Here is a 13172-nt window from a genome sequence, read left to right on the forward strand (position 1 = left end):
CTGTTGACAATCTATCTTGTCTCTTAGCTTTGTTTCTGTTGATCTAGCCAATCTATTAAATCCTCAGGGAGATTTATTTCAAATGACATGTCATCCTTACTAATTGGATGGATAAAAGATAAGTAATAGCTATGAAGTGCTTGTCTTTTCAATGAAATCGTAGATCCTCCATATAAATCATCTCCAACGAGTGGATGATTAATAGAAGACATATGAACACGAATTTGATGCGTTCGACCGGTTTCCAGTTGTAATTCTACAATCGAGAAATCCTTAAAGCTTTTTACGACTCTAAAGTATGTGATCGCTTCTTGTCCTTCTTCTGATACTTCTCTTTCAATAATACTATCACGTTTCCTAGCAATCCTTGCATTTATGATGCCAGTACTTTCCTTCATTTCGCCTTGAACGATTGCCTTATACTTTCGATTTACATCTTTTAATTCATTTTTTGAAAATAAATAATGTATATATCTGTTTTTAGCAATCAACATTAAACCCGATGTATCCTTATCTAGACGCGTTACAATATGAATCGTAGATTGCAATTCAATTTGTTGATAATAATGAAGGACGCCATTTGCTAATGTACCATTTGGATGTTCTCTAGATGGAATACTTGAAATCCCGAATGGTTTATTTACAACTAGTATTGCTTCATCCTCATATACAATTTCAAATGGGACTGCTTGCGGCACCAGTTCTTCACTAGGTTTTTCTACCGGAAAATAGATAGTTACTACGTCATGTTCTTTCACAACCGTACGAACAGTTTTTTCTTCATCATTAACTAAGATTTTTCCACCTTGAAATTTAATATCTGTTAACGCTCGTTTAGAGAGTTCCATTAAATGTAGAAACTCTCTAAGTAATAAGCCATTATGTTCTGATTTTACTTCCCATTTTAAATGAAATTGCTTCATCTTATTTCACCTTTATTCTTTTACAAACGAATCGACAACACGCTTCCAAAATGGAAAAGGTCGGAATCGAGCAAAACGCACTTTTTCATGGGCAACCCTACACTGAATCGATTTAACATCTTGATGTACAATTGTTTTGTGATCTAATGTAATTTGGAAATTAGATTTACGAACAGGTTTTAATAAACATGTATGATGCTTTGGCAGAACGAGTGGTGATCCAATTGTTCGAAATACCCGATTATTAATGGATGCCATTTCTGCAATTTGAATCGCCTCGATAGAAGGATGAATAATTGCCCCGCCTAAAGCTTTATTATATGCCGTACTCCCAGATGGTGTAGAAATACATAGTCCATCACCTCTGAATGTCTCAAAGTGCTGACCTTTTATTTCGACATCAATTACTAAAGTGCCTTCAAGACCCTTAATAGTACATTCATTTAAAGCGAGTGTTCGCAATTCTTTTCTACCGTCATTGTATCGAATATTAACTTCTAATAAGGGATACTCAACAACTTGAAAAGGCGTTTTTGCAATTGCAATCACTAATTTTTCTACCTCAGCAGGAACCCAATCCGCATAAAATCCAAGATGCCCTGTATGAACACCAACAAACGAAACTTTATCAAGTAGATGTGTATATTGATGAAATGCATGTAGTAATGTACCATCACCACCGATTGATATGACTATTTCTGGTTCAACCTCATCGTACTTAAAATGAAAACTTTCCAAATAATCCTTCATGCGCTTTGTATGACTATTCGATTCTTGGTCACCCTTTGACATAATTGCGAATTTCATTTTCTCGTCCTTCCCTTATTGGTCGTTTTTTTTCGAGAATACAGCTTGTGCCTCTTGTATTTCTCCCCTAATTAGCGACATCTCTTCATCAAGTAAAAATGCTGCTTCAGCTGCTCTTTGTAATCGCTCGAGAATGTTTGCAGGGTATTGCCCTTTATATTTATAATTTAATGAATGTTCAATCGTCGCCCAAAAATTCATTGCTAGTGTACGTATTTGAATTTCTACAAGTACTTTCTTTTCACCTTCAATTGTTTGAACTGGATATTCGACAACTACATGATATGAACGATAACCGCTCTCTTTTTTATTTGTAATATAATCTCGTTCTTCGATAATTTGAAAATCTTTACGTGTACGCAGGAGCTCTACCACAGTTTTAATATCCTCAACAAACTGACACATCATTCGTAGTCCCGCAATATCTTGTAGTTCAAGTTCCAGCTTAGCTAGTGGAATTCCTTTTCGAATCGACTTATTTACAATGCTATGGATTGGTTTGACTCGACCCGTCACAAACTCAATCGGTGAATGTTGATTAGACTCTTCAAATTGCTTACGAATCCCTTTTAATTTAATTTTCAATTCACTTACTGCCTGTTCATATGGTGCTAAAAAACTTTCCCATTGACCATTCATAAAATCACCACCAACTTACTTCTCTTCTAAAAATACACTTTGAATTTGCTTCACAAATTCTTCTCCATAATTAAAATTACCAACTACATTTTCAACTAAAAATGTTAGTTCGGTTTGCCAATTTTCAAGTGGAATTTTCACTTCACCAGCTTGTAAAAATACCTCACTTTTTAGATCAGAAGCTTTTTTCATTTCTGACCAATATTCTATTGGCATAGTAACATATACAAACTCTTCATTTTCTTCTATTATATACAGTAATGAACTTTGTTCAGAATCTGCAATCATCGTACCAACCTCATGACAATTAGCCAAATTTAAAGCATGATTATCAATTATTAACATCATTGCATTTTCATTATTAAATGTAATTTCATTAATTTGAACCATTTTTCTCATCGTAAATCCTCAACCTTTTTAATGTATGTATTTTATTCATTTTTGACAATATCTATTGTAACATATCAAATATAAATTAGACGACTAGTGAGTTCAGCAGAAAACATTCTACATATACTAAGGAGATTATTATGGCAAAAGAGCTTGAAATAGAATTTAAAAATTTATTAACTAAGGACGAATTTATAAAACTTCAGCAGGTATTTCATATTACTGAAACAATGTTCATAGAACAAACAAACTATTATTTTGAAACACCTTCATTTTCATTAAAAAATAGTGGTGGTGCGCTTAGAATCCGACAAAAGTCCCATTCATTTGTGCTGACTTTAAAAATGAAACAAGCAATCGGTCATTTAGAAGTCCATCAAAAATTGTCTGAGAGTGAAGCAATGAAAATACTCGAAACGAGTCAAATACCTGATGGAGAAGTAAAAGACTTTCTGAACGCAGAGAATATTATAATTGAAAATTTAGCATTATTAGGAGATTTAACGACAAGACGAGTGGAAGTTCCTTATGAAAATGGTCTCTTAGTTTTAGACCATAGTACTTATTTAAATAATGAGGATTATGAATTAGAATATGAAGTAACAGATGAATTGATTGGTAAAAATCATTTTTTCAATCTTCTACGAAAATACGAGATTCCAGAACGTCAAACTTTAAATAAAATCAAACGCTTTTTTAATGCTAAACAAGGGTTTATGGGAGAGAAATAAAAATGGATATAAGTATCATCCAGAAGTTAATTCAACTTCAAGCACTTAATAATGTTAGTCAGTTATCATCATCAAAACAGGATAGCAATAACTCATTATTTAGCTCATTGTTTACAAATGAATTAAATAATGTAAGTTCAAGTTCAAATTTGAACCAAATTATTAATGTACCTCAACCTACTTTAAGCTATGGTGAAACTGTCGTTCAATTATTAGGTAAAAATATATCAACAGCTGTTCAGCCTGTCATTGATCAACTATCTACAGTCATCTCACCTACGAACAGTAAATCTGATTATACGAAGAGTCAGTTTGATGGCATTATTAATGAGATGGCAAAGAAATATGATGTAGATCCAAAGTTAATTCATTCAATTATCCAGCACGAATCAAATTATAATCCTAATGCGACAAGCCATGCTGGTGCAAAAGGATTAATGCAAATCATGCCATTAAATTTTAAAGCATATGGCATTACAAATCCATATGACCCAAAACAAAATATAGAAGCTGGTACACGAATGATAAAAGCAAACCTACGTCAATATAATGGAAATGTGGAACTTGCTTTGGCTGCTTATAATGCTGGTAGCGGTAATGTAAAAAAATATGGTGGAATTCCACCATTTAAAGAAACACAAAACTATGTACGTAAAGTAACTGAGTCTTACTTAGCATAAATAGGATCCTAAACCATATCCTCAAATGATATGGTTTTTTATTTTATTTATCGTTTTTTTGTTAATTCTATAAAGAATGACACATAATAGTACATCATATTTGAAATATTACCGTACCGTTGCTACAATACGATTAGAGAATATAGGTGTTATATCTTAGATAACAAATTCCAGTCCTGTTATAGAACGGATATAAGGAATAGCAATAAGGGTGAAATATATGAATGACAAACAATATAAAACTGAATCAATCATACATCCTAAGCAGAGTTGTACAAAAAAATCGATTGAATTGTATGTATTCATAGATCCACTTTGTAAGCCGTGCTGGGATTTTAGTACACTTCTAAAAAAGTTTCATTTAGAGTATGGTCAATATTTTTCATCTACTTATGTTCCAGTAAATCGATACTATACAACTAAAAAATTGTTGGAAAAACGTCCTTCCCATCTTTCTTTCGTCTGGGAAAAAACAGCAAGCAGATCTGATATTCTTTGTGATGATCATTTATGGTTTGATAATAAAGAGCTTTATCCTTATTATTCAGCGATTGCTATTAAAGCTGCGGAGCTTCAAGGACGTGTAGCTGGGGTAAATTATCTAAAGAAATTACAAGAGTATTACTTTTTATTGGATTATGATATTACAGATAAAGAAGTTCTAATACAATGCGCAAGAGATATTAATATAGATATTAATGAATTTATCGAGGATTTACATAGTCCTCTCTCCATAAAGGCTTTTCAATGTGATATTAAAGTTACAAAAGAGATGAATATTACTGAAATTCCAAGTATCGTATTCTTTAATGAAAATATTGAAGAAGAAGGTTTAAAAATAAATGGTTTTGAAAGCTATCAAACCTATGTAAAGATTTTACAATTAATGCATAGGGAGAAGTTAATTAAAAGAGAACTTCCAGATTTACTTGAATTTATTAAATTCCAGCCATTTGTTACGATTAAGGAACTAAGTACAATATATGAAAAAACAAATCAACAAATCGAATTAGAATTAAAGAAACTAATTCTACTCCGCAAGGTTAAGAAAATAGTTCAAGAAGAAAATGTCTATTATCAATACCTTGAATCTCAATCTATTGTATAAACGAAAAAGGACCTAGCTTTCGCTAGGTCCTCTTTCTGATGTTAAAATTAACATCAAGGGGATGGGAGAAATTTTCACGTTCAACAAAGGGGTATTTGTGTTTGTGAAGTAATTCACACCCTAATAATACAATTAATTATTCCTTTTGGCAACCGTTTGAACAATATTTCACATTTTAGACACATTCTATTCTAGTATAGAAAAAAAATGGTGCAAATTAATTGCACCATTTTCTAAACACTTAATTTTGGTTAAACAATAACTCTTCCATTTCGTTTAACATTTCTTCGAATACTTTTAATGCTTCTACAATTGGCTGTGAAGAAGTCATATCAACTCCTGCTTTTTTCAATACTTCAATTGGATAATCAGAGCTTCCTGACTTTAAGAATCCTAAGTATCTTTCAACAGCAGGCTCGCCTTCTTCTAAGATTTGCTTTGATAAAGCTGTTGCTGCACTAAATCCTGTTGCATATTGATATACATAATAGTTGTAGTAGAAATGTGGAATTCTACTCCACTCTAAACCGATTAATTCATCGATTACAATTTCGTCACCAAAATATTTTTGGTTTAATTCATAATATGTTTTTGTTAATAAATCCGGTGTTAAAGCCTCACCATTTTGAGCTAATTGATGAATTGTATGTTCAAACTCAGCGAACATAGTTTGACGGAATACAGTACCTCTAAACGTTTCTAGATAGTGATTTAGTAAATATAGTCTTTGTTTTGGATCTTCTGTATTTTTTAACATATATTCATTTAAAATTGCTTCATTACATGTTGATGCTACTTCTGCTACGAAAATTGAGTAGTCTCCGTAAATATATGGCTGATTCTTTCTAGTGTAATAACTATGAACAGAATGGCCAAATTCATGTGCTAAAGTAAATAAATTATTTACATTATCTTGCCAGTTCATAAGGATATATGGATTTGTACCATATGCACCAGACGAATATGCACCACTACGTTTACCTTTATTTTCTACTACGTCGACCCAACGGTTTTCATATGCTTCTTTTAATATTTCAATATACTCATCTCCAAGTGGAGTTAAAGCTTTTAATAAAATATCCTTTGCTTCATCATACGTTACTTCCATTTTCACTTCTTCTACTAAAGGCGTAAATAGATCATACATATGGATTTCATCTAATTTTAAAACCTTTTTTCGAAGTGCTACATAACGATGTAATAAATCTAAGTGCTCATTTACAGTCGAAACTAATTGATCATAAACAACTTCCGGAATAGCATTGTTACTTAATGCAGCATGACGAGCATTATCATATTTCCTAACTCTTGCATTAAAATTGTTCTTTTTAACAGAACCACCTAAAGTGCTTGAGAACGTGTTTTTATAAGCATCATAAGTGTTATAAACAGCTTCAAAAGCATTTTTACGAACTGTACGATTACTACTTTCTAAAAACTGAATATAACGGCCATGAGTAATCTCTACTTCTTCACCGTTTTCATTTTCAATTGTAGGGAATTTTAAATCAGCATTATTTAACATCCCAAACGTATTTGAAGACGCTGACAATACTTCAGAAGCTTGTGCCATAATATCTTCTTCTTCAGCAGAAAGGACATGTGGCTTCTGTTTTAAAATTTCTTCTAATGAATGCTTGTACAATTTTAATTCTTCATTTTCTTCTAAATAAGCATTTAATGTCTCATCTTTAATCGTTAATAATTCTGGAACAAAGAATGACATCGCACTTGAAGCCTTCGTATATAAATTTTTCGCACGATCATCTAATGCTTGGAATGTTGAATTTGTCGTATCTTGGTCATAACGCATATGAGAGTATGTATACAATTTTCCTAATAAGAAAGAAATTTCATCTTGTCTTTTTAATGCATCTAAAAGTACAGATGAAGATTCACCTAACTTACCTTTAAATTCAGCAAAAGTAGGAATCAATTCTAATACTTTTTTGTATTCTTCCTCCCATTTTTCATTTGTTTCATAAATATCTTCTAATTTCCATGTTAATTCTACTGGAACTTCATTTCTAGTTGGTAATTTTTTAACTGCTTTTTGTTCTAGCATGACTGATCCCCCTAAAATTATTATTATTATTAATAACATTCCAGTGTCTGATTATCAGTTACAGTGTGAAACAGCAATTCAAATGCTGTACTTGCTGCCAGACAGTCTTCATCCAGGGCATGCTGGAATGATTTTGGAATAATAGCATCCGCTATCTTCATTATTTTACCATTTTTTATCTGTTTTACGATTCCAATTTGCTCTAAAAAATGAATATAATTTTCTACACAGTTCTCCAAATTACTTAAATCTTTATGACTAACTATATTTACTCTCCATATTCCGGCCTCAATTTGTTGCAAGAAAAAATCCTTTACTTCTTTTACGTAAATCATTTCTCCAATCTTCTTAGCATGAATAAAATTGAGAAATAATATCCCTTGCCAGACAATACAATGTTCATTTAATAAGAAATTGCTCTCTATCGGTACACCTATGACTGCTGGTAAATAATCTATTCGAAGGTTATACAACTGTTCCTTGAGTGGATAAAAGCTATCTTTATAATATAAATGTTGCTTTTGGCGATAGCTCCTTTTTAATGCACACCATGTGATGACAAAATCATTTTTATCAATTATTACTTGAGAAATTAATTGTGAGGGATTACAATTTTCAAATTTATAACTCGTTTTCATACCTACGAAAATGGTTGGAGAAAAGGCAATTAGTGAGGATAGTTTCACAAATGTCTTTTTCGAAGGGTCGTAAAAACTGAGGGTTAAATGTTTGGAGTTTCCTAAACAATAGATTGCTAACGAATTGATAGAATATGTAAATTTAGATTTTTGTAAATACATGTTCATGCCAAGAATCCATAGCACTTTCAAAGAAATATCATGATAAGAATTAGTTCGATCTATGATTTGCTGTAAAGGAATAATTGAACATTGGTATTCAATACAAATTACATTTTTATTTGCTTCTACTAGAATATCAGGACGTTGTTGAATTGAGTGAAGATATTTTTCAATATAAACCTTTCCTACTTTACTCTTAAAGTATTCATAAAGGTCATATTTGCCGTCATAGTGCTCTTTACTTTCTTTTCGAGCATTATCACATTCGGTTACACTAATATGAGCAAAATGGGCTCTTCTTCTCAATCCTGACTTTAGTAAGACTTGTTTTTTACATATCGGACATTTAAATGGTCCTAATTTTTTTACCTCAAATGAATCAGAACTACTTTTCATTTCAAATAGATTAATTTGATTCTCATATTGATCAAGTGCAATAATCATACTATCGCTCCTTTCTACTTACATAGTTCCTCCTTTACTTAAATTCCTCCTGCAAAATCACTAAAATTGAATTTTCTATTGCTCTAATATTTGTTTTTTGATAGCTTTCCGCGAGGCGTGTGATGAACTTCCTGGGACCACGCAATGTAAGTCGTTTTTAATAGAACCCTGAGAAAAAAACCTATTACAAAATGAAACATTCATCTTGTAATAGGTTTCTTTATAGTAATGGTGCCATTAATCTTGATAACGATTCCATTATTCTCTTATAAATTGGTCTATTTTTAAATTCCTTTAAAAGAATCGGGGCCGAATCTAATAGATCTTGCTGGAAGTCTTTGACTAAGTGATTAATACTTTCTTCTAAATATAAAAATGCAGTAACTTCAAAATTCAAATGAAAACTTCTCATATCCATATTGGCTGTACCTACAGAAGCAACTTCTCCATCCACAATTAATATTTTGCTGTGTAAGAAACCTTGTTTATATTCATAAATCTCTACACCTGCTTCTAATAATTCTGGAAAGTATGAACGAGAAGCATAGAATACAATTTTTTTATCTGGTCTATCTGGCATTAGTATCTTGACTTTAACTCCACCATTTGCAGCAACTTTAAGTGCTGTTAAAAGATCATCGTCAGGAACAAAATAAGGTGATGCAATTAATATACTATCCCTTGCACTTGTAATCATTGCAAAAAATAAATCTTTAATCACTTCTTGTTTTCGATCAGGTCCACCAGATACTAGTTGTATAGCACCAGTTGATTTTATATTTTCGGTTGGGACTTCAAAGTACTCTAGATCATCAATAAATTCATTTGTCATATAATACCAATCTTGTAAAAATATAAACTGTAAAGATCTAACACCTTCACCATGTAAATATAAATGAGTGTCTCTCCATTTACCGAAATAATGATCCTTACCTAAATATTCATCACCTATGTTTAAGCCACCGACAAATCCGACTTTAGAGTCAATTACAATAATCTTACGATGATTTCGATAATTAATTGTATCGTTTAATACCGGTACAGTAACGGGTGAAAAAGGTAAAATTTCAACACCAGCTTTTTTTAAATCTTTTACAAATGATCGAGATAATTTCCAGCTCCCAACTGCATCATACAGGAATCGTACTTTTACCCCATTTAATGCTTTTTCAATTAGGATTTCTTTTATTTTCTGTCCAATATCATCATCTCTTACAATATAAAATTCAATATGAATATGATGTTTGGCTTTTTTTAGCTCTTCAATTATTTTGGGAAATGTTTCGCTTCCATTAGTAAGAACCTTAGTTTGTGTGTTCATTGTGACTGGTATGTTACTTTGCTTAGATGCAATATTAATTAAATACTCCATCCTTTTATGATTAGCTAAGAATTCTTTTACCTCTTGATTGTTGGATTGTCTTAATAATTCAGATGCATTTTGATCATTAATTGCTTTTTTTCGGTATACTCTCTTTTTTTGATAATTTTGTCCAAAAAGTAGATAAAAGAAGAAACCTACGACAGGAAAAATCGCTAAAATGACAATCCACGTTAATGTTCTTGCAGGATTTCTATTCTCGAGGAAAATAATAATTGATACGCCTATTGCAGTTAATGAAAAAAGAATACTAATCGTTCGAAATACAGTAGACTTCTCAAAAAAAGCAAAATTCATTAGCCATATAAATTTGATCGATGGAGAAGCAAAGTATATTATGCATAGTACTATTGATAAAAATATTAAAATTTTAAGTCTAAATTGCATAAATAATCTCCTTTTAAAAGAAAAGAAACCGATCCCTAAGGCATCGGCTATTACAGTAATGGAAAAATAGATTTAAAATGTGGTATCGCTGTACTTTGGTGAATTAATTTACCATATTCTTCTAATACATGTATAGTTACCTTAGAACGATGTCCGTATTCAAGTAACATTGATGATAAATAATCTATTTGTTGTTCATCGTAAGCACTATCGTCAAACTTCACAAATAGATAGTAATTACCTTGATGTGAATATAATGTGCTTTCAAATGATTCTTGCTCAATTGCATGAGATAATGAGATAAAATCCTCTAAGCTTTTAAAGTACATGATGAGTTCATAATCTTCTTCATCCATCACTTCGAAAATATCGTCATCTTCATCATCATCTTCTGTGTCTTCATCATCATCTACGTTTAGAAAAGGTATTTCTAAATTCTTTTCACCTTCACCTAAATTTACTTCAACTTTTTTGCCATCTTTAGAAATGACAGCTTTAGTAACGACAACCTCAAGACCATTGTCTAGTGCCTGTACCTGAATCCATAGGGGGCCACCAGCAATGAATTCCTCTGTCAAATGTGCTTCATCTATTAATTCCCAGAATAGTTCTTCACTTCTTTCTCGATCTAACCAGACTTCATCCTTCGAGAATCCTCTTTCTTCAATGTCTAAGTAGGATATGGAGAACTTAAACGTATTTTCATTGATTCTTTCTATTTCCATTGTTTTCCCCCTCCTTATTGAACAACAAGTAATTGCGTTAGACGAAATGGATTACATACATTAATGAATGTACATGTATTTATGACAAAAATATAAAATATTGAAATAGTAATTTAGATAAGCATTAGATAAAAAATTAGCCTAAAAGGTAAATTTTTATCTATCTTACCATGAAAAAATAGTAAATGCGAATAGTAACTACAATTATATTTTATGATATGAATTCAATTTATGGAAATAAAATTCACCTATTTTTTTAAAATCATCATATACCTATTATTATTAGGACAATCAGTTTAAGAGACATTATTAAGAGAGGTGAATTCATGATTGATCTACCGTACATATGGTCCATCTTTATGATTGTCACGATTGACATCGTATTAGGTGGAGATAACGCGATAGTTATCGCATTGGCGTGTAGGAAGCTGCCTTTAAAACAGCGTAATATCGCAATTATTTTTGGTAGTGTTACCGCAATCGTTTTACGAATTGTATTAACAGTTGGAGCAATTTATGTCTTAAAAGTTCCTTTCCTTCATTTAATCGGCGGAATATTACTTTTATACATAGCATGTAAGCTAATTATTCAAGAAGACGACAATTTATCTGCTGTTAAAGAAAACTATACTGTTTTCCATGCAGTACGAACAATTGTATTTGCGGATTTGGTGATGGGTATTGATAATGTTTTAGCAATTGCTGGAGCTTCTAATGGAAATCCATCTCTTGTGATTCTAGGACTGTCAATTTCAATTCCAATTATCATTTGGGGCAGTAAGATTGTTCTATGGTTATTAGAACGTTATCCAATCCTAAGCTTTGTTGGTGCATCAGTACTAGTAATTACGGCAAGTAAGATGTTAATTGAGGAACCACTTATTTACCAATACATTAACGGGAGAACAGACCTAGAATTAATCTTTTGCACGATCTGCGTTTTAATCACTCTGTTGATCGGTTTTTATTTTAATTCTATAAGATATCGAAGAAAGCCTTCATAATGTAGTTAAAAAAATAAAGCTGTAAAAAGTACCCATGTTACTTTTCACAGCTTTTTATTATTTTATGAGTAAATATTTGTTCGATATGATTGAGAATACAAATCAATAATTGTATCTTTTTTCACAATTCAGTTTATAACTTTACTCATTTACTAAGCGTTGAGCTTCTCGTAATTGATATGTTCTTACTGAACGTGGTAAAAATCTTCTAATTTCATCCTCGTTATACCCAACTTGTAATCGTTTTTCATCAATGATAATTGGTCTTCTTAATAAACCAGGATGTTTTTGAATGATTTCATATAAATCTTGCAATGGAAGGCTTTCTAAATCTACATTTAATTCTTGGAAAATTTTAGATCTCGTTGAAATAATTTCATCAGTTCCACTTTCAGTCATGCGTAAAATTTGTTTAATTTCATTGATTGATAATGGCTCTGAAAAGATATTTCTCTCTTTATATGGAATATGATTCTCTTCTAACCACATTTTAGCTTTACGACAAGACGTACAACTTGGTGAATTATATAAAATTACCATATTGCTCTCCCCCTAACTATTTTATCCTTATGAAAAAGTTATATAGTTATTATGATGTTATTTATAAGAATTTGTTATTTATAATAAGTTTAATCTATCACTATATGTTCACATTATACCGTATTGTACGTTAGAAATATAGACTAATTTGTAAAAAAATTTAAAAAAACTTATACAAAAGGTGTACAATTTTCAGTAAATTTTAAAACTTAATAATATACTCATTATTAAACTAAATAACGCGATTACCCCTTTATTATTCTTTCACTTTCTAATACAATAGTAGTAACGCTTACATTTTTAGGAGGCACATCTAATGTTCGAATATTTTATTGATCTTTCAATCGTTGCAGTATTAGTGATTGGAATCACTGCATTAAATGGTGTATTTACTAACGCTATTGGCGAAAAAATATTTGGTCGAAATAAAAAAAGTCAATTTGTTGATATGTCTAACAAAATGTCAGCCAATTTTAAACAAGTTGGTGGCAAAGGAAACTTCCGTAAAAAAACATATTAACCAAACGAGGGATAAGATCAATCTTATT

The 13172-nt window shown here is 31.2% G+C and carries 14 protein-coding genes; 5 read left to right on the top strand and 9 right to left on the bottom strand.

What is annotated here, in order from left to right; genetic code table 11:
* Positions 1-23 precede the first annotated feature (23 nt).
* The 4 genes from ACX6U0_RS06300 to ACX6U0_RS06315 are packed head-to-tail and all read right to left on the bottom strand — an operon-like array spanning position 24 to position 2768.
* Entirely contained in the window at positions 24-923 is a 900-nt protein-coding gene (locus ACX6U0_RS06300) for an RluA family pseudouridine synthase (protein WP_464959118.1), read from the bottom strand.
* Positions 924-935: 12 nt separating this feature from the next.
* Positions 936-1730: an NAD kinase gene (locus ACX6U0_RS06305; protein WP_464959119.1), complete on the bottom strand. Its 795-nt coding sequence runs from the start codon at positions 1728-1730 to the stop codon at positions 936-938.
* A gap of 15 nt (positions 1731-1745) precedes the next feature.
* Positions 1746-2369, bottom strand: a complete 624-nt coding sequence (gene yjbM / locus ACX6U0_RS06310) for a GTP diphosphokinase (RefSeq protein ID WP_464959120.1) — start codon at positions 2367-2369, stop codon at positions 1746-1748.
* A 15-nt stretch (positions 2370-2384) separates the two neighbouring features.
* Positions 2385-2768: a UPF0738 family protein gene (locus tag ACX6U0_RS06315; protein WP_464959121.1), complete on the bottom strand. Its 384-nt coding sequence runs from the start codon at positions 2766-2768 to the stop codon at positions 2385-2387.
* 131 nt (positions 2769-2899) lie between these two features.
* Here ACX6U0_RS06315 and ACX6U0_RS06320 point away from each other — a divergent pair, with 131 nt between their 5' ends.
* The 3 genes from ACX6U0_RS06320 to ACX6U0_RS06330 all read left to right on the top strand — a co-directional run bounded on the left by ACX6U0_RS06320 (position 2900) and on the right by ACX6U0_RS06330 (position 5278).
* Positions 2900-3490 (top strand): CYTH domain-containing protein, encoded by a 591-nt coding sequence (locus tag ACX6U0_RS06320; RefSeq protein ID WP_464959122.1) that lies wholly within the window; start codon positions 2900-2902, stop codon positions 3488-3490.
* 2 nt (positions 3491-3492) lie between these two features.
* Complete coding sequence (locus ACX6U0_RS06325; protein WP_464959123.1) at positions 3493-4170, top strand: lytic transglycosylase domain-containing protein; 678 nt, start codon at positions 3493-3495, stop codon at positions 4168-4170.
* A gap of 220 nt (positions 4171-4390) precedes the next feature.
* Positions 4391-5278 carry a DsbA family protein gene (locus tag ACX6U0_RS06330; protein WP_464959124.1) on the top strand — a complete coding sequence of 296 codons (888 nt, stop codon included), beginning with the start codon at positions 4391-4393 and terminating at the stop codon, positions 5276-5278.
* Between the two features lie 241 nt (positions 5279-5519).
* Here the strand turns inward: ACX6U0_RS06330 and pepF are convergent, their stop codons facing one another.
* The 4 genes from pepF to mecA all read right to left on the bottom strand — a co-directional run bounded on the left by pepF (position 5520) and on the right by mecA (position 11080).
* Positions 5520-7343, bottom strand: a complete 1824-nt coding sequence (pepF, locus tag ACX6U0_RS06335; protein ID WP_464959125.1) for an oligoendopeptidase F — start codon at positions 7341-7343, stop codon at positions 5520-5522.
* Positions 7344-7372: 29 nt separating this feature from the next.
* Positions 7373-8587 (bottom strand): competence protein CoiA, encoded by a 1215-nt coding sequence (locus tag ACX6U0_RS06340; protein WP_464959126.1) that lies wholly within the window; start codon positions 8585-8587, stop codon positions 7373-7375.
* A gap of 220 nt (positions 8588-8807) precedes the next feature.
* Positions 8808-10355: a cardiolipin synthase gene (cls, locus tag ACX6U0_RS06345; RefSeq protein ID WP_464959127.1), complete on the bottom strand. Its 1548-nt coding sequence runs from the start codon at positions 10353-10355 to the stop codon at positions 8808-8810.
* 50 nt (positions 10356-10405) lie between these two features.
* Entirely contained in the window at positions 10406-11080 is a 675-nt protein-coding gene (mecA, locus tag ACX6U0_RS06350; RefSeq protein WP_464959128.1) for an adaptor protein MecA, read from the bottom strand.
* Between the two features lie 329 nt (positions 11081-11409).
* On the opposite strand from mecA, the gene ACX6U0_RS06355 reads away from it, so the two are divergent.
* A complete protein-coding gene (locus ACX6U0_RS06355; protein WP_464959558.1) occupies positions 11410-12084 on the top strand; it encodes a TerC family protein in 675 nt (224 codons plus the stop codon).
* Between the two features lie 141 nt (positions 12085-12225).
* On the opposite strand, the gene spxA is transcribed toward ACX6U0_RS06355, so the two are convergent.
* Positions 12226-12624, bottom strand: coding sequence for a transcriptional regulator SpxA (gene spxA / locus ACX6U0_RS06360; RefSeq protein WP_192601133.1), 399 nt, complete (start codon positions 12622-12624; stop codon positions 12226-12228).
* A gap of 316 nt (positions 12625-12940) precedes the next feature.
* Here spxA and ACX6U0_RS06365 point away from each other — a divergent pair, with 316 nt between their 5' ends.
* Positions 12941-13144: a hypothetical protein gene (locus tag ACX6U0_RS06365; RefSeq protein ID WP_464959129.1), complete on the top strand. Its 204-nt coding sequence runs from the start codon at positions 12941-12943 to the stop codon at positions 13142-13144.
* The last annotated feature ends 28 nt before the right edge of the window (positions 13145-13172 follow it).

Source organism: Gottfriedia sp. ABJ_BB2_2 (assembly GCF_055484705.1).